Origin of the sequence: Marinobacter manganoxydans MnI7-9 (assembly GCF_000235625.1) — a bacterium.
GTDB lineage: Bacteria > Pseudomonadota > Gammaproteobacteria > Pseudomonadales > Oleiphilaceae > Marinobacter > Marinobacter manganoxydans.
Genome location: NZ_AGTR01000085.1, coordinates 365,458 through 382,037, shown reverse-complemented (window position 1 = coordinate 382,037; position 16,580 = coordinate 365,458). Strand labels below are relative to the sequence as shown.

Below are 16,580 nucleotides of genomic sequence, written 5' to 3'. Positions count from 1 at the left end.
CGCTAGGCAGTTGCTCGCGGCCTTGTGACCCGGTCAACCAGATACACGAGGCCGTGATAGTCGATACCGCTGTGCCGGCTGAGCCCGATTTCGCAGGTTCGGCTGGTGGATATTCCTTCCTCGCAGCCGGCCGTCTGCTCTGCCAGAGTTTTCAGAGAATGGGCATTCAGCTCGGGCACGTTAAAGCCCTTGTCGCCGGCAAAGCCACAGCAGTGGATACCCTCGGGCACTACCACCTGGGTGCTGCACCGCCTGGCGATATCGATCAGTCCCTGCGACTCCCCCAGGTGCTGGGTGCTGCAGGTGACGTGCACCGCCAGCGGGGTCTGCTCCGGCTCGAAATCCAGACGCTCGTAGAGATGATCCCGAATGAACCGGACAGGATCAAACAGCGTCAGGCCGGCTTCTTCGGCGGCTTCGCGGATCTGCAGTGTGCAGGGGCTGGTGTCGCAGTAGATCGGATCAACGCCATTCCGGCTGGCCCGCAACAGCGCCGAAATCAGCTCATCTTTCTTGGTCGCCGCCTGCTCCGGATAGCCCTTGGAGGCAAATGGCTGGCCACAACACAGGCTGTCCAGGGCCTCCGGATACACCACCTGGTAACCGCCCTTCTCCAGCAGCCGCCGGGTCACTTCGATCAGCGGTTCCTGCACCTTATCGCCCCGCGCCGGGCCCATGGTCCGGGACACACAGGCCGCCAGATACACCACCCGGGGCCGGCCATCGGACGGTTCCGGCGCGTTCGGTGAAACAAACCGCACCGGCTGGGGCAGACTCGGATCCCACTGGGCGACCCGACCACCAGACACCTTTCGAACGCCGCCACTGAGCCGGGTCAGCAGTGGCGCACCCAACAGTCTTTCGGCCATTGATGCGCTGGCCAGCACAAAACGGGTGGCTTTCAAGGCGCCGGCAAAATGCTTTGCCACCTGATTGGCCACGGATTGACCGTTGGCCTTTTCACTGCGCAGCTTGCGTACCAGATCGCCGGTATTGATACCGACCGGGCATCGCTGGGCACAGAGACCGGTCGCGGCACAGGTATCCAGACCGTGATACTGGTAGGCCTTCTCCAGTTCAGCCGTGTCGTCACCGGCACGGCGGCGAGCCTGGATGTCCCGCCAGATCACGATGCGCTGACGGGGCGACAGTGTCAGCCCTTCAGACGGACACACCGGCTCACAGAAGCCACATTCGATGCACTTGTCCACCAGCGGATCCGCCTCCGGAAGAGGCTTCAGATTCTTGAGGTGGATCTGGGGATCTTCCGAGAGCACCACATCCGGGTTGAGCAGGTTCTCCGGGTCCAGCAGCCGCTTTATCTGCCACATCAACTGCCAGGCATCATGCCCCCATTCCAGTTCTACGAAGGGCGCCATGTTGCGACCGGTGCCATGTTCCGCTTTCAGAGAACCGCCGAATTCCACGGCAACGAGTTGTGCCACATCCTGCATAAAGGCTTCGTAGCGAGCGACTTCCGTGGGGTCGTCGAAGCCCTGGGGGAACACGAAGTGCAGATTGCCCTCCAGGGCGTGGCCAAAGATGATCGCGTCGTCATAACCATGCTTCACGAACAGCGACTGGAGGCGGGTGACCCCCTCGGATAGCTGATCAATCGGGAAGGTCACATCCTCGATGATCACGGTGGTGCCATTCGGTCTGACTGCCCCCACGGCAGGGAAGGTACCCTTACGAATGGCCCACAGCTGATCAGACACTCTGGCGTCGCGGGTAAAGTCCACCTGCTGCTCCAGCGGGAATTCAGCGAGGCACGCCCTGATCCGGGTCAGCTGCTCATCCAGAACCTGCGAAGACGACGCCCGGGTCTCCACAAGCAGCGCGCAGGCGCTTTCCGACAGATCATGAATCCAGTCCGGCAGGCCCGGCTTGTCCTGCACCGAACGAAGACTGCGTCGATCCAGCAGTTCCACCGCCGCCACCGGTTGTGAGCGCAGCGCCGACGCTGCCCGGCAGCAGCTCTCCGCATCCCGGAACACCAACAGGGCCGTGGCTTTGTCAGGGTATTCGGGAACGGTGTTGTAGGTTACCGCGCTGACGAAACCCAGCGTGCCTTCGGAGCCCACCATCAGGTGCGTCAGGATGTCGAGTGGACAGGTAAAATCCACCAGGGCGTTCAGGGACAGGCCGGTGGTGTTTTTCAGGCGGTATTTATGACGAATACGCTCCGCCAGCTCCGGATTCTCCCGGGTATTGATAGCCAGCTTTTTCAGGGCCGCCAACAGATCACCGTGGCTGTCGCGAAACGCCGAAACGCTTGCCGGATCCTCGGTATCCAGCACTGCCCCGTCGGCCAGCACCAGCCGCATACCGGCCAGCGTGTGGTAGCTGTTCTGGGCGGTGCCACAGCACATACCGCTGGCATTGTTCGCAACAATGCCGCCAATCTTGCAGGCGTTGATGGACGCAGGATCCGGTCCGATCTTGAAGCCCTTGGGTGCTAACCAGGCATTCGCCTGAGCGCCGATCACACCCGGTTGCAGACGAATCTGGCGGCCTTCTTCCCGGATGTCGTGGCCGTTCCACTGATCGCCCAGAACGATCAGGATCGAATCACTGATCGCCTGTCCGGAAAGGCTGGTACCGGCGGCCCGGAAGGTCACCGGGACTTTGTGGCGGCGGGCGATGGCCAGGAGATCGACAACCTCTGCTTCATCCTGAACCCGCACCACCACCTTTGGGATCAGGCGGTAGAAACTGGCGTCGGTTCCGAACGCAAGGGTGGAAACCGGATCGTTAAAAACCTGGTTTTCGGGAATCCGTTGCCGGATATCGGCCAACACTTCCGGGGTAAAAGTCATGCATCCTCCAGAACCAGCACAATGAGCTCACGGGGGCCGTGGGCACCGTAGGCCAGCACCTGTTCGATGTCTGCGGTCTTGGACGGGCCGGACACCAGCAATACATTTGTGGGCAGCCCGGCCGCCCAGTCCTGAGCCACCATCATGTCATACAGATTGTCATGAATCTCACTGGCTTTCAGCAGGGCAATGTGCACCGGCGGCACCAGACTCATCAGCCGCGGTTCGTGGCGATCCGGCCAGAGCACGAGCGTGCCGGTGGCGGCGATCCCACCCAGGGTGCCGGTCAGGCTGGCCTCCACATTCCAGAACAACTCTTCTTTCCAGGCTTCCACCGGCTGATCATAAGCCAGTAACTCAACCTTCTGCTCCGTGGCCTCGAAGTGAGCCTGCAGCGCCCGGCCATGTTCTCTCGACGGGGCGCACAACAGGTTGGTGAGGTTGCGTTTGTTCAGAAGTTCGGCCACCAATTCCGGCCAGTTGTCAGACCGGCACGGATGCACTTCAGTGTGGACCGCTTCCATCAGGCTACGCAACCGGTCGATCCGGTCTTCCGGCGCGTACCGCCAGGGGGCCGTAACCAGCCGCTCGTCGAACTCGTCGGGGCGGGGCGTCGTGCCGGCGAGGCTGTTTCTCAATTTGCCAAGGATGTTCGCGCGGGCGCTCATGATGGCCGACCTCCGTTCTGGTCAAGATGCCGGGCCGCCAGATCATGCAAGGAGCGGCGGGCGGGCACCGGCGCACTGTGATTCTCGGTCCAGGGGCCGGCCTTTTTCGGAGCCAGCGCCCGGAAGCGGGTCGCGGCCCAGAGAAAACTGCGATACAGCGCCGGCCGGGTATTCAGCATCTGCCAACCACGCCAGATCCACCGTTCCGTCCGGGAATATTTGGCGCCGCCACCTTTCACCTGCTGCGTTTGCTCCGGGTTTTTCACGTTCTCCTGACGTAGGCGCTGCAGAAGTTCAGGAATGGGAATCTTGACCGGACAGACCTCGCCGCAGGCTCCGCACAGAGAGGAAGCACTGGGATGGTCCGGCACCTTGTCCAGTCCTGCCATGTGCGGCGTGATGATCTTGCCAATAGGGCCTGGGTAGACCTCACCGTAGGTGTGGCCGCCCACCCGGGTATACACCGGGCAGTGATTCATGCAGGCGCCGCAGCGGATGCAGTTCAGGGTCTGGCGCATCTGGGCATCGGCAAAAGCGCCGGTGCGGCCGTTATCCAGCAGCACCAGGTGCACCTCTTCCGGACCATCCAGCTCGTCGGGCTTGCGGGGGCCGGAAATCAGGTTCACGTAGGTGGTAATGGGCTGGCCAAGGGCCGAGCGGGTCAGCAGGGACACCAGGGGCACCACGTCCCTCAGGTTCGGAACCACTTTTTCAATGCCTGTTACCGCAATGTGCACGGGCGGCGCCGTCGTGCTCATGCGCCCGTTGCCTTCGTTTTCCACCAGCAGCAGGGTGCCGGTTTCGGCGATGGCGAAGTTCACGCCGGAAACACCCACATCCGCTTCCATGAATTTCCGACGCAGGGTCCGGCGACCAATCTGGATCAGTTGGTTAACGTCTTCGGTCTCCGGCTCGCCCAGTTTGTCGTGGAACAGCTTGGACACCTGCCGCGCGTTCTTGTGGATCGCTGGCATAATGATGTGGGAGGGCTTTTCGTTGTCGAGCTGAACAATGTATTCCCCCATGTCGGATTCCAGGCATTCGACGCCCCGCTCCGCCAGGTAGTCGTTCATCTCCATTTCTTCGCTGACCATGGACTTGCCTTTCACCACCTGGCTGCCCTTGCGGGCTTCGATGATGCCATGCACCAGGCTGTTGGCTTCCTCGACGGTCTCCGCCCAGTGGACCTTGACACCGTTTTCAGTGAGCTTCTGTTCAAGCTGCTCCAGCAAATCCGGCAGACGGGAAAGGGCACCGGCCTTGATCCGGTTACCCAGTTCCCTCAGGCCTTCACGCTCGTCGGCATCTGGAAAGGCGTTGGCCCGCTTGGTCATCAGCGAGTCCATGGCCACACGGAAATTGTTGCGCAGCTGACCGTCCGCAAGGGCCTCTTCGGCGCGGCCCCGGAAGTCCGGGGTCAGCTCGGTAACCGGAATACGCTGACTCATGCCACCTCCCCTGCGTTGTCGCCGTTGGTGCGCTCCCAGAGGAAACTGGCCAGGTGCCGGCCCCGGAAGCTCTCTTTCTGTTTCTCCAGCGACCCGTTGATGTTCATCAGGCAGCCGCCGTCGGCGGTCACCATTTCAACCGCGCCGGAGTCGATCAGTGAACGGGTCTTGTCTTTAACCATGGCTCCTGAAACTTCCGGCATTCGCACCGAGAAGGTGCCGCCAAACCCGCAGCATTCGCTTTCATGGTCGTGATCGATACGTTCGACACCTTCAAGCTGCTGCAAGAGCTCGCGGGCGTGCAGGTGGGTGTTCATTTCCCGGCGGGCCGAACAGGAGGTGTGCAGTGCAATCTTGCTGGGCGCGCCCCGGTCCGCCAGCTGCACCCGGCAGACTTTCAGCAGGAACTCGGTCAGCTCGAAGGTGCGCTCGGCGAGCGCTTCTACCCGCTTGAGCGTGTCCGGCTCATCGGCAAACAACGCCGGGTAATGGTGCCGGAACATCCCGGCACAGGAGCCGGACGGCACCACGACCGGCAGACCCGATCGATCGAGGATATCCAGCTGGGCGCGGGCCACTGCCTTGGCCTCATCCCGATATCCGGAAGTCCAGGCGGGCTGCCCGCAACAGCTCTGCTCCTTGGGGAAATGTACGCGAACACCTTCCCGCTCCAGCAGGCGAATGGCATCCAGCCCGGCCTCAGGAAAGAACAGATCCACCACGCAGGTACCGAACAGAGTGACCGCTTCCGGCTTCTCCGGGTACTGCCGGTCGGCTTCCCGCTCGGGCGATACCCGGGTGGCATTGGGAGCGGCATCGTAAAACAGCTGACTCATTGATTGCGCCTCAAGACAGTCTCAGACAGACAAACTGAAAATTGGTAATACCAATTTACACACAGTAATAACCAAGGTATTCGAGACCGCTTGCTGATGTCAAAGTTTTCCGCAGCAGACTTCAGTCTAACCATCGCAGATTCACCGGGGCTTGGCCTGAATCGCGCACTATGGTATTGGTATTACCAATAAATTCTTGGACAGGAAATTCGTTCTTATGGACGTCGGACAGATCGCCCCACGCAGACTCGCGGACACCATTGTGGAACAGCTGGAAACCATGATTCTGGAAGGCACCCTGCAACCGGGCGAGCGGCTGCCCCCGGAACGGGTATTGTCGGAGCAGTTCGGCGTGTCCCGCCCTTCCCTGCGGGAGGCCATTCAGCGGCTGACCGCCAGAGGCCTGCTGATCAGCCGCCAGGGCGGAGGAAACTATGTCACTGAGTCCCTCGGCGGCAGTTTCAGCGATCCGCTGATTCCTCTGCTTGAAAACCGGCCAGACGCACAACGGGATCTGCTGGAATTTCGCCGCACACTGGAGGCGGACTGCGCCTATTACGCAGCCTTGCGAGCGACAGAGGTCGACAGGGCTCACCTGAAAACCGCTTACGAGGCACTGCAAGCCTGCTATGGCAGCGACAGGAACCGGGACCTGGAAGCCGAAGGGGCAGCCGATGCCCGGTTCCACCTGGCGATTGCCGAGGCGAGCCACAACGTGATTCTCCTGCATACCATACGAAACCTGTTCAACATGCTGAAAAGCAACGTGGTTACCAACATCGGCGGCATGTATCGAAGAGAGGCGGAGACCCGGCAGGGTCTGGTGGAACAGCACCGGATGCTGTACGAAGCCATCACTGAAGGCAGGGCCGAGGAAGCCCGGGAACTGGCCGGCAAGCACATCCAGTACGTTCAGCAAGTACTCTCAGAACGCAGTGAGAGCCACCGCCGACTGGAGCGCTCCCTGCGGAGGGACAAGCTCGCCCGATCCTGAGCGCATGCGATCAGGGCCTCAGAGCAGGCGATTGATCTCCTTCCACAACCGGCGGTAGGCGTCGGCGGCCACCGAGCCGGGCGCCAACAGTTCCACCGGCGTGCCCTCCTCACCCATCTTTTCCACCACGCTGGCGTTCGGGATGATGGTCTTCAGGCCCTTGGGCAGAATCTCATCCTGGGCATTGATCAGTTCCCGGTGCAGGCCCTTCCGGCGGTCTGCCATGGAATAGAACGGGTGCAGCTTCGATGGCTTCAGCTTCTTGTCCCTGGCGAATTCCTGCAGCTGTTTCCAGCTGTTAAGTGACAGCCAGGTGGGAATCACCGGCACGAACACCTCGTCGGCCGCCTTCAGCACCTGCTCGGAAAGCCGGGACAGCGACGGCGGGCAATCCAGTACCACGAGACTGGTTTCTTCAGACAGCGGCGCCAGCCACTGTTTGATCAGGTTGCTGCCATCCTCCTGATCCAGCTTTACATCCAGGTTGCGGAAACTGGTGTGAGACGGGATGAAGTCGAGGTTTTCGTATTCACTCTGATGGATAAAGTCGGCGATGGGCGTCTTGCCTTTGAGTAAGTGCGAGAGCTTGTGCCCTTTCACCTCATCAGCCCCCGCCAGATACCAGCTGGAGGCGCCCTGGGGGTCAAGGTCCCAGAGCAGTGTGGGATAGCCTGCCTGGCTGGCCAGATAGGCGATATTCACGGCGGCGGCGGTTTTGCCAACACCGCCCTTCAGACTGTAAAACGCAATGGTCCTCATCCTGTCAGATCCCTTAATCCAGGCATAAAAAACCGGGGAAGTCCCCGGTTAAAGCATTCACACGATGCACAACACAATGCATGTCGTCCTGATGAGTTTTCAGGCTATGCTTTTCCGGTGACAGTTTGATGACAGCCTTCAGGCCATCCTCAAAATTCCCGCATCCTTACTGGCTTACTTTCTCCCAGACGGTCAGCTCGGAGAAGCTGTGCTGGAACTTGTTTCTCGTTTCCCTGATGACAAACGGCAGGCTCCAGGGTTCGAACAACAGCCGGAAATGGGGCGCCAACATCTCCTTGAGGCCGTCGAATGTCGAGAAATCTTCACCGTTCTTCTTGAACCCGCCAACCCAGTGTTCCCTCGGCGTGTACTCTTCCAGCCAGGTATAGGGTGAGGCAATCACCAGAAGCCCGAGTTCGTTAATCCGCTCATGAATGGTCTCCAGAAACAGCGATGGCTGGTACAGCCGGTCGATCAGGTTGCCTGCGAGTACCAGATCATACCCCGTGAACTGCGATGGCAGATCGCAGGCGTCGCCCTGATGAAAAGACACGCGCTCAGCGGCCTCATCCAGCCCGAGGGACGCAAGAGACTGGTCCTGAAAGGTCACCAGCTCCCCCTCCTCCGGGCGCGCATAACGCACCCTTCTGTCACTGGCGACTTCCTGGCATTTGTTGACGAACGCCCTGGAAAAATCAATGCCGTCCACGTGCCGGAAATGGCGGGCCAACTCAAGGCTGGTGCGGCCCACGGCACAACCAATATCCAGCGCACGATCCAGGGGCCTGCCATCCATCGCATGCATGGCGGCATCCGCCAGCGCCTTGGGGAAGTTGGCCTCTCCGTGCCACCGCTCGCCAAAGTGAAATTCCAGGTATTGGGCGAGTGTGGTGTCGTTTTCATAGTACTCGGCTTGCTGCAAGAGAACTCTCCTACCCTGAATGGTTCAACGGCTTCATCTAGCGTAACAGGAAGTTGCCAATACCCTGATCAATAACCGTCTCTTCCGAGCGATCCTTGAGAGGTACGCCGGAAACCTCCTGACGGCGAGCCTCCCTGAGCAAATAACCGAGCCGTCGGCTCGCCTCTTCGAACGACAACCCCGCCGGGCGGATATTGGATATGCAGTTTCGGCTGGCGTCAGTCAGTCCGGGCTCCGGCGCCCAGGTCAGGTAAAGCCCGAGGCTGTCTGGAGAACTCAGGCCGGGGCGCTCACCAATCAGCACCACAACACATCGGGCGTTAAGCCGGTTACCGACATCATCACCAATCGCAACCCGTCCCTGAGAGACAACGATCAGGGGCGCCAGTTCCCAGGTCTGATCATCGGCCTCAAGATTCGCCAGCAGCGCCTCGAGAAACCCCACGGCGTTTTCCTGTACGCCATAGGAGGACAAGCCGTCTGCGACCACGAGAGCCAGGTCGACCGGTGAATCACCGGTGTGGCCCTGGCGGTCCAGCGCCTCACAGGATTTCTGGCTGAGCCTGCGCCCGAGATCCGGGCGTTGCAGGTAGGTTATCCGGTCGCTGGCCTGACTTTGCAGATGAACCGGCTCATGGGGCAATAACGCTTTTCTCCGCTCGGTCAGTTCGGCCAGGTCCTTCATCAACCTCGAAGTATCCAGTGGTAGATGGACCGCATCCCGTGCCTGGGCATGAGCGAGCTGAAACGCCAGCATCTCATGCGTGGGCAGACTGATGCCGGCCCGGCCAAGACCAATCCGGGCATCGGTCCAGGCCGAGAGCCGGCGCCAGGGATTGGCGATTACTGATGGCTTATGGCCAGTCATGATCCGACCCCTCCGGGCAAACTGGCCAGGCTTTGCCGGAAGGCTTCTGGTAACCCGTCTGCGGGCACCTTGCCCTCGCCATCCTGGAAAATCTGCATGCGGGTGAGCCACTGTTCGAATTCAGGCGCCGGCCGTTTGTCGAGCACCCGGCGAACGTAAAGGGCATCGTGAAACGAGGTGGTCTGATAGTTCAGCATGATGTCGTCAGAGCCGGGTATGCCCATGATGAAGTTACAGCCGGCCACGCCCAATAGGGTCAGCAGGTTGTCCATGTCGTTCTGATCGGCCTCGGCATGATTGGTGTAGCAAATATCACACCCCATTGGCAGGCCCAGCAACTTGCCACAAAAATGGTCCTCCAGGCCGGCCCGCGTGATCTCCTTGCCGTCATACAGGTATTCCGGCCCGATAAACCCGACCACGGTATTCACCAGAAGCGGCTCGAATTTGCGGGCCACGGCGTACGCCCTGGCCTCGCAGGTCTGCTGATCGACACCGTGATGGGCATCGGCCGACAGCGAGCTGCCCTGGCCGGTTTCGAAGTACATCACGTTGTTACCCACCGTGCCGCGGTTAAGAGACAGCGCTGCGTCCCGGGCCTCGGCCAGGGTGGCCAGATCAAATCCGAAACTCCTGTTCGTGGCTTCGGTGCCGCCAATGGACTGGAACACCAGATCCACCGGAGCCCGGTTCTGGATGGCTTCCAGGGTATTGGTTACATGGGTCAGTACGCAGGACTGGGTGGGAATCTCGTGCTTGCGGATTACCTCATCCATCAACTGGAGCAGCCGGACACTCTGGGCCACGTTGTCCGTGGCAGGATTAATTCCGATCACCGCATCGCCGCTGCCATACAGCAACCCGTCCAGGATGCTGGCGGCGATGCCTGTTATATCATCCGTGGGATGATTGGGCTGGAGCCGCGTCGACATCCGCCCCGGCAGGCCGACGGTGCTCCGGAAGGCGGTTTGCACCCGGCATTTCTGCGCGACCAGAATCAGGTCCTGGTTGCGCATGATTTTGCACACAGCCGCCGCCATCTCAGGAGTTATCCCGGCGCGGATACGCACCAGCATCTCGGGCGTGGCCAGATCGCTCAGCAACCAGTTCCGGAAGTCGCCCACGGTCAGGTGGGAAACCGGCTCAAAGGCCCCGACATCGTGATCGTCGAGAATCAACCGGGTAACCTCATCCTGCTCGTAGGGTACGAGGGCTTCAGTCAGAAAGGTCTTCAGGGGCAACTCGGCCAGAGCCATCTGGGCCACCACCCTTTCCTCGGCGGTATGGGCGATGACGCCGGCCAGCCGGTCACCGGAGCGCGCGGGCGTTGCCTTCGCCATTAACTCTGCCAGCGTTGCAAACTGCCATCGCCGGTTTCCCAGACTGTACCGATACATTGCCCTCTCCCTGAGGTTCAAACTCCTACTATCTTAGGTGAATATCACCCGGGCAGATCAATAGCACGGTTAGTTTTCGGTGGGCGACCCTGTTCTGAGCAATCCCGTGAGCCAGTCCGTCAGCTCGGGATAAGCGTCGAGATCGAGCACGAATTCCTGCCCCCTGGCAGCACAAGACAGATAGCACCAGGGCGGTTCCAGGCACCACCTGTCCGGCCTGGTGTGATAGCTCAGGGGAGGCCGTTTATCGCCGGGATAAAACCCGGCGGGCAGGCGCCACCGCGTGGGCAGGCGGCTCTGCGGGGCGGTCAGGACCAGGTCCTCGCGAAGCTTCGGAAACACGCCACTGCCGGACCAAACCTCTGCGCCGCCTGCCAATGGAAACGACAGTGAGGACGTGTAGAGCGTATTGCCTGGATCCGGCTCGCCGTGGAGGTGCGGATGATACCGGGCCCATGGCAGGGCATCCGGACCCAGTTCGTCAACAGTATGAACCTGGTCAATATGGAGCCAACCCCAAAGGGCATGGAACGGACGGGATCCGGGTACAAACCGCCAGCGCCGGTTATGCATTTCGGCGTGGCGAAAAACGCCGAAGAACAGAAACAGATCTCCCGGCTCAACTCCCTGATTGCGAAGGTGTCCCTGGGCTGAGCCAGTCTGACCCAGCAGAGGTCGCCAGCCTTCTCCACGGGGGTAGGCACCCGCTATCAGATCCGGATCCAGGTGGGCACCGTGACTACCCCGGATTCGGCCACCGGTGAGATCCCGGGCAATCTTGCCGAGCCTGCGTTTGTCGAAAACCACATCGTCATAGCGGATTCGGGACCGGGTATCAGGAATAGGCAAAACGCACAGCGAGCCATCCGGCAGGACCGGGCTGGGACATCCACCGGCAGAAGAATCAAATCCTTTTCGGCTGAGTATCAATCGCATGGCATTACTCGAAAAGCATGAAGGCTGAACGGGCGGTAAATGCTATCTTAGACAAAACAAAAATGCGCGAATGTCACTGACCGGAACCGCCAACACCATGAGAATTGTCTGCATCTCCGACACCCACAGCATGCACCGCCAGATCCAGGTTCCGGACGGCGACCTGCTGATTCACGCCGGGGATTCCCTCGGGGTTGGCACACTGGACGAACTCGAGGATCTGGACCAGTGGTTCTCGGAGCTGCCCCATACCAACAAGATACTGATTGCCGGAAACCACGACTGGTGTTTCCAGGACGAACCGGCAGAGGCCCGGGAACTGGTGCGTAACGCTCATTATTTGCAGGACAGCCCGTTGGAGCTTGCCGGCCTGAAGTTCTGGGGCAGCCCATGGACGCCAGTGTTCTTCAACTGGGCATTCAATCTGGAACGGGGCGATGCCATTGCCGAGCGCTGGGCCCGCATCCCCGGAGACACCGATGTCCTTATCACCCACGGGCCTCCCGCGGGTATTCTCGACCGAATCGAGTCTCCCTCTGGCATCGTGCGCCCTGGCTGTGAGGCCCTGGCCGAGCGAATCGCCAGACTGTCCCTGAAACTCCATATCTTTGGCCATATTCACGAAGGCCACGGCGAAGAACAGATTGGCGATTGCCTGTGCGTAAACGCCAGCACCTGTAACGGCAGTTTCAAACCGCTGAACCCGCCGATTGTGATCGATCTGTAGCACCGTTCGCGGCTTATCTTGAAACAGGCGCCGGCAGACACCATGTTTTCTATCTCTCGAATTCCACTTTTACTGCGGGAGCTCCATGCCTGACTGTCCTGATTACTCGCTGCTCGAACTGGCCTCCGTCCGCGAAGGCGACTCGGTAGGCACCACGCTTGCCAACAGCGTGGCCTATGCCCAACGGGCCGAGAAACTCGGTTTCAAGCGCTTCTGGCTGGCCGAGCATCACAACATGGAAGGCATCAGCAGCTCCGCGACGTCTGTCCTGATCGGACACATCGCAGGCAAAACGAAGTCTATTCGGGTCGGTTCCGGTGGTGTCATGCTGCCCAACCACCCGCCACTGGTCATTGCCGAGCAATTCGGAACACTCGAGAGTCTGTACCCGGGGCGGATTGACCTTGGACTGGGCCGCGCGCCGGGCACTGACCCGGTGACCGCGCGGGCCCTGAGGCGCGACGGCCTGGGTGCTGAACAGTTTCCTGAGGATGTCGCCCGGCTTCAGTCCCTGCTTGGCCCCCTGCAGCCAGGGCAGCCCGTGAGGGCCATTCCCGGCGCGGGCACCAATGTGCCGCTCTGGCTGCTGGGATCAAGCCTTTACAGCGCCCAGCTGGCCGCCATGCGCGGTCTGCCCTATGCCTTCGCCGGACATTTCGCACCCCGGCTCTACAGGGAAGCGCTCAGAGTCTACCGCGACAACTTCCAGCCCTCGGAAACGCTTGAACAGCCCTATGCCATGCTTGCCCTGCCAGCCGTTCCGGCCGATTCCGTTCAGGAGGCAGAGTTTCTGGCTACCACCAGCTATCAGCGCATTCTCGCCCTCTTCCGCGGACAACCGCTGTGGATGAAACCGCCTGTAAACAGCATGGACGGGCTCTGGAACGCGGGCGAGAAAGCCAGTGTGAAGGATTTTCTGGGTCTGCAACTGCTTGGCGATGCCGAAACCATCGGGAGACAGCTGCGACACATTCTCTCGGACATTGAGGTCGAGGAACTGATGTTCACGGTGGATATCTACGACCCAGAGACGCGCCGGCATGCGCTCGACATCCTGGCCCAAACCAGAAATGCCGGGCTGGCATTGTCCTAAAGCACGGATTCCACCGCGTCAATCAGCTCCGGATCCTGTGGGCGCACCCGGCTCGGAAAGGAGTCGACGACCGTGCCGGAACGATCAATCACATACTTGGTGAAGTTCCAGCGCGGGGGTTGGCTCTGCTCGTTGATGGCCCGGAACACCGGGTTGGCCTCGGCTCCGGTCACCGCTCCCGGTGCGATCATGGTGAAGGTCACTCCGAAGTTCTTGAAGCAAACGGTGGCCGCCTCGGCTTCGGAATCTGCCTCCTGCCGGAAATCGTCGCTGGCGAAGCCGACCACAATCAGCCCTTTCTCCGAATACTGTTTGTGCAGGGCCTCGAGCCCCTCGAACTGCCCTGTGTATCCGCAACGGCTGGCGGTGTTGACCACCAGCATGGGTTTGCCAGCCGCGAGATCACAGAGGTTTACCGTGTCTGTTGAGTGAAGCTTGCGTTGTTCATGATCGAGAAACGCCGGACAACTGTCCGCCATGGCTACCTGCGTTCCTGATAGACCGAAAATCAAAGCGGTGATTATCAGACCTCGTTTTACCTGTTTCATGGATCCGGATTCCCTGTTCAACTAGGTTTCTCTTATACGCCGCAACCGGACCGATGGCTCAGCCAGCAAGGTGGACAGAGCAGGCCCTGCTGCTCATCATTCAGGTGATTAAAGCGTTCAGCACCGGAGCAACATTCATCATGACAGACACCCCGATCCACGTCTTCCTTTCCCACGGCCTGGAGAGCGGACCCGGCAGCACCAAGATCCAGGCCATGAAAGCCGAGGCGGAAACATTTCCGGGCATTCAGGCCCACGCGATTGATCACAGCAGCACCCGGGATCCAGCGACACGGCTGGCCCAGATGCGCGAGGCAATGGCTGAATGCAATGCCAAGCCGGAAAACACCATCCTTGCCGGTTCGAGCATGGGGGGCTGGGTCTGCGCACAGACATCCTCGGAAACGCCTGTTCTGGGATGCTTCATGCTGGCGCCAGCCCTGGCGATGGCCCGGTATCCCCAATCCAGCCCGCTGATCCAGGCGGACCACCGTCAGATCATTCATGGTTGGGATGACGACGTGGTACCGGTAGCGCCGGTGCTTGATCTGGCCCGTGATCAGGGCCTTCCGATTCTTGTCCTGCCGGATGGGCACCGACTGGAAAACAGTCTTGATCGGGTCGTCAGTGAGTTCCGCGAATTCCTTCAAACCTGCCTTTCAGATATGAATCGACCGTGATTTCATGAACTTACGAAACGGTCAAAACCATCTCTGCTGAAACGATTGTTTTGGCCATTTTCTTGCGAAAACCACTTTGTTTTGCCAGTCTTTATTAATGTAACAATAAATTTCAGCAAAAAAACGAACGGAGAAAACCCGATGAGCAGCATGAGTAAGTTCAAGAAACTGGCCGGAATTTCAGCGTTCGCATTCGCTGCGATGACCATGGCGAACTCGGTAAACGCCGCTAACTGGCGCTATGCGCACGAAGAGTACGAAGGCGACGTTCAGGACGTATTCGCATACAAGTTCAAGGAATACATTGAGGATAACTCTGACCACACCCTGCAGGTATACCGTTTCGGCGAGCTGGGTGAGTCTGACGACATCATGGAGCAGACCCAGGCAGGCATCCTGAACTTTGTTAACCAGTCGCCCGGCTTTACAGGCTCCCTGATTCCGGAAGCGCAGATCTTCTTTATTCCTTACCTGATGCCGACCGACATGGATACGGTGATCGAATTCTTTCGCACCAGTAAAGCCATCAATGAAGACTTCCCGGAGCTTTACGCAGAGAAGGGTCTGGAGCTTCTCAAGATGTATCCGGAAGGGGAAATGGTTGTAACGGTTGATGAGCCGGTCACCCAGCCCGAGGACTTCAACAACAAGAAGATCCGGGTCATGACCAACCCGCTTCTGTCAGAAACCTATTCTGCCTTCGGCGCGACACCGACCCCGCTGCCCTGGGGTGAAGTCTATGGTGCGCTGCAGACCAACATGATCCAGGGGCAGGAAAACCCGATCTTCTGGATCGAGTCCGGCGGTCTTTATGAAGTGTCCCCGAACCTGGTCTTCACCAAGCACGGCTGGTTCACCACTGCCATGATGGCCAACCAGGATTTCTATAATGGCCTGTCTGACGCCGACAAGAAACTGGTTCAGGACGCTGCAGACTTTGCCTTTGAAGAAATCATTGTGCACATCGACGGTCTGGCAGACGAAGCCCTGGCCAAGATCCAGAAAGCCAGCGATGAAGTCACCGTCACCCGTCTGAACGACGAACAGATCGAAGCCTTCAAGGCCCGTGCGCCCCAGGTGGAAGAGAAGTTCATCGAAATGACTGGCGACAGTGGCAAAGAACTGCTGGACCAGTTCAAAGCAGACCTGGAAGCAGTTCAGAACAACTAAGACTAGAGGAACCACTCCCGCCGGCTCCGGCCGGCGGGCAGCTGTGCTAACCCCGCCCCGCCGGGGATTCCCTACCGGCAGGGAGCGACATGCTCTGGAGCAGACCCCATGTCCGAGAATTCCCCGGATCTTGAAGACGACACCGGCACCTACGAGTCCGGCCTGCCCGGATTTCTGGGGACCATCGATGAAATCATTGCCAAGGTCGAGGCGTTCATGCTGGCCGCTGGCGTCATCCTGATGGCAATCAATACCTGTGTGAATGTCATTGCGCGGTATGTATTCGGTGAAGGCCTCTTTTTCTCAGGTGAAATCAACCGGATCCTGATTATACTCATCACCTTTGCCGGCATCGGCTATGCAGCCCGCCACGGCAGGCACATCCGGATGTCCGCAATCTACGACGCACTGCCAGTCAAGGGCCGCAAGGTCTTGATGATCATCATCGCCCTGTTCACGTCTCTTGTGATGTTCTTTCTTTGCTACCACTCCTTCGGATACATCGAAACCCTTTACAGTCGTGGGCGTATTCTGCCCGCACTGGGCTTTGAGATCTGGTGGATTTATATCTGGGTCCCGATCGGTTTTGCCATTACAGGTATTCAGTACCTCCTGACGGCCATCAAGAACTTCACCAGCAAGGATGTTTATCTTTCCACTGGGGTTGTCGACGGCTACGCGGATACAGAATCGGAAGTATGAACCCTGCAGCTGA

16 protein-coding genes are annotated in these 16,580 nt (G+C 59.6%); 6 read left to right on the top strand and 10 right to left on the bottom strand.

Annotated elements, in window-relative coordinates:
- Nucleotides 1–2: 2 nt before the first annotated feature.
- The 4 genes from KYE_RS20315 to KYE_RS20300 are packed head-to-tail and all read right to left on the bottom strand — an operon-like array spanning nt 3 to nt 5,771.
- Entirely contained in the window at nt 3–2,819 is a 2,817-nt protein-coding gene (locus KYE_RS20315) for an FAD-binding and (Fe-S)-binding domain-containing protein (protein ID WP_008177239.1), read from the bottom strand.
- The gene (locus tag KYE_RS20310) at nt 2,816–3,487 is read right to left on the bottom strand and encodes a LutC/YkgG family protein (RefSeq protein WP_008177237.1); all 672 of its coding nucleotides are present in this window, start codon (nt 3,485–3,487) and stop codon (nt 2,816–2,818) included. Before KYE_RS20310 ends, KYE_RS20315 begins: the two co-directional genes overlap by 4 nt.
- Complete coding sequence (locus KYE_RS20305; RefSeq protein WP_008177235.1) at nt 3,484–4,935, bottom strand: LutB/LldF family L-lactate oxidation iron-sulfur protein; 1,452 nt, start codon at nt 4,933–4,935, stop codon at nt 3,484–3,486. The genes KYE_RS20310 and KYE_RS20305 overlap by 4 nt, the downstream gene beginning before the upstream one ends.
- Entirely contained in the window at nt 4,932–5,771 is an 840-nt protein-coding gene (locus KYE_RS20300) for a (Fe-S)-binding protein (protein WP_008177233.1), read from the bottom strand. Before KYE_RS20300 ends, KYE_RS20305 begins: the two co-directional genes overlap by 4 nt.
- A 217-nt stretch (nt 5,772–5,988) precedes the next feature.
- Between KYE_RS20300 and KYE_RS20295 the strand changes: the two genes are divergently transcribed.
- Nucleotides 5,989–6,765 carry an FCD domain-containing protein gene (locus tag KYE_RS20295; protein ID WP_008177230.1) on the top strand — a complete coding sequence of 259 codons (777 nt, stop codon included), beginning with the start codon at nt 5,989–5,991 and terminating at the stop codon, nt 6,763–6,765.
- Nucleotides 6,766–6,783: 18 nt separating this feature from the next.
- Here KYE_RS20295 and KYE_RS20290 read toward each other — a convergent pair whose 3' ends face one another.
- From KYE_RS20290 to KYE_RS21585, 5 genes are all read right to left on the bottom strand, one after another.
- Nucleotides 6,784–7,524 (bottom strand): ParA family protein, encoded by a 741-nt coding sequence (locus KYE_RS20290; RefSeq protein WP_008177229.1) that lies wholly within the window; start codon nt 7,522–7,524, stop codon nt 6,784–6,786.
- 166 nt (nt 7,525–7,690) lie between these two features.
- Nucleotides 7,691–8,446 carry a putative 4-mercaptohistidine N1-methyltransferase gene (locus tag KYE_RS20285; protein ID WP_008177228.1) on the bottom strand — a complete coding sequence of 252 codons (756 nt, stop codon included), beginning with the start codon at nt 8,444–8,446 and terminating at the stop codon, nt 7,691–7,693.
- 37 nt (nt 8,447–8,483) lie between these two features.
- A complete protein-coding gene (gene eutC, locus KYE_RS20280) occupies nt 8,484–9,314 on the bottom strand; it encodes an ethanolamine ammonia-lyase subunit EutC (protein WP_008177226.1) in 831 nt (276 codons plus the stop codon).
- Entirely contained in the window at nt 9,311–10,711 is a 1,401-nt protein-coding gene (locus tag KYE_RS20275; RefSeq protein WP_008177224.1) for an ethanolamine ammonia-lyase subunit EutB, read from the bottom strand. Before KYE_RS20275 ends, eutC begins: the two co-directional genes overlap by 4 nt.
- A gap of 69 nt (nt 10,712–10,780) precedes the next feature.
- Nucleotides 10,781–11,647 (bottom strand): hypothetical protein, encoded by an 867-nt coding sequence (locus KYE_RS21585; RefSeq protein WP_039882166.1) that lies wholly within the window; start codon nt 11,645–11,647, stop codon nt 10,781–10,783.
- A 70-nt stretch (nt 11,648–11,717) separates the two neighbouring features.
- Here KYE_RS21585 and KYE_RS20265 point away from each other — a divergent pair, with 70 nt between their 5' ends.
- Together KYE_RS20265 and KYE_RS20260 are read left to right on the top strand one after the other, a co-directional pair.
- Nucleotides 11,718–12,374 (top strand): metallophosphatase domain-containing protein, encoded by a 657-nt coding sequence (locus KYE_RS20265; RefSeq protein WP_008177220.1) that lies wholly within the window; start codon nt 11,718–11,720, stop codon nt 12,372–12,374.
- Between the two features lie 85 nt (nt 12,375–12,459).
- Complete coding sequence (locus tag KYE_RS20260) at nt 12,460–13,467, top strand: LLM class flavin-dependent oxidoreductase (RefSeq protein ID WP_008177218.1); 1,008 nt, start codon at nt 12,460–12,462, stop codon at nt 13,465–13,467.
- On the opposite strand, the gene KYE_RS20255 is transcribed toward KYE_RS20260, so the two are convergent.
- Entirely contained in the window at nt 13,464–14,015 is a 552-nt protein-coding gene (locus tag KYE_RS20255) for a glutathione peroxidase (protein WP_008177216.1), read from the bottom strand. The two genes, KYE_RS20260 and KYE_RS20255, sit on opposite strands and share 4 nt — an antisense overlap.
- Before the next feature lie 140 nt (nt 14,016–14,155).
- On the opposite strand from KYE_RS20255, the gene KYE_RS20250 reads away from it, so the two are divergent.
- The 3 genes from KYE_RS20250 to KYE_RS20240 all read left to right on the top strand — a co-directional run bounded on the left by KYE_RS20250 (nt 14,156) and on the right by KYE_RS20240 (nt 16,567).
- On the top strand, nt 14,156–14,695 hold the full coding sequence (locus tag KYE_RS20250) for a YqiA/YcfP family alpha/beta fold hydrolase (RefSeq protein ID WP_227497894.1): 540 nt from the start codon (nt 14,156–14,158) through the stop codon (nt 14,693–14,695).
- A gap of 141 nt (nt 14,696–14,836) precedes the next feature.
- Entirely contained in the window at nt 14,837–15,865 is a 1,029-nt protein-coding gene (dctP, locus tag KYE_RS20245; protein ID WP_008177212.1) for a TRAP transporter substrate-binding protein DctP, read from the top strand.
- 108 nt (nt 15,866–15,973) lie between these two features.
- Entirely contained in the window at nt 15,974–16,567 is a 594-nt protein-coding gene (locus KYE_RS20240) for a TRAP transporter small permease (protein WP_008177210.1), read from the top strand.
- Nucleotides 16,568–16,580: the final 13 nt, after the last annotated feature.

Coding starts and splice junctions, on each gene's coding strand:
- KYE_RS20310 (WP_008177237.1), bottom strand. CDS start 3,487: ATGAGCGCCCGCGCGAACATCCTTGGCAAATTGAGAAACAGCCTCGCC.
- KYE_RS20315 (WP_008177239.1), bottom strand. CDS start 2,819: ATGACTTTTACCCCGGAAGTGTTGGCCGATATCCGGCAACGGATTCCC.
- KYE_RS20255 (WP_008177216.1), bottom strand. CDS start 14,015: ATGAAACAGGTAAAACGAGGTCTGATAATCACCGCTTTGATTTTCGGT.
- eutC (WP_008177226.1), bottom strand. CDS start 9,314: ATGACTGGCCATAAGCCATCAGTAATCGCCAATCCCTGGCGCCGGCTC.
- KYE_RS20305 (WP_008177235.1), bottom strand. CDS start 4,935: ATGAGTCAGCGTATTCCGGTTACCGAGCTGACCCCGGACTTCCGGGGC.
- KYE_RS20290 (WP_008177229.1), bottom strand. CDS start 7,524: ATGAGGACCATTGCGTTTTACAGTCTGAAGGGCGGTGTTGGCAAAACC.
- KYE_RS20275 (WP_008177224.1), bottom strand. CDS start 10,711: ATGTATCGGTACAGTCTGGGAAACCGGCGATGGCAGTTTGCAACGCTG.
- KYE_RS20250 (WP_227497894.1), top strand. CDS start 14,156: ATGACAGACACCCCGATCCACGTCTTCCTTTCCCACGGCCTGGAGAGC.
- KYE_RS20295 (WP_008177230.1), top strand. CDS start 5,989: ATGGACGTCGGACAGATCGCCCCACGCAGACTCGCGGACACCATTGTG.
- dctP (WP_008177212.1), top strand. CDS start 14,837: ATGAGCAGCATGAGTAAGTTCAAGAAACTGGCCGGAATTTCAGCGTTC.
- KYE_RS20240 (WP_008177210.1), top strand. CDS start 15,974: ATGTCCGAGAATTCCCCGGATCTTGAAGACGACACCGGCACCTACGAG.
- KYE_RS20265 (WP_008177220.1), top strand. CDS start 11,718: ATGTCACTGACCGGAACCGCCAACACCATGAGAATTGTCTGCATCTCC.
- KYE_RS20300 (WP_008177233.1), bottom strand. CDS start 5,771: ATGAGTCAGCTGTTTTACGATGCCGCTCCCAATGCCACCCGGGTATCG.
- KYE_RS20260 (WP_008177218.1), top strand. CDS start 12,460: ATGCCTGACTGTCCTGATTACTCGCTGCTCGAACTGGCCTCCGTCCGC.
- KYE_RS21585 (WP_039882166.1), bottom strand. CDS start 11,647: ATGCGATTGATACTCAGCCGAAAAGGATTTGATTCTTCTGCCGGTGGA.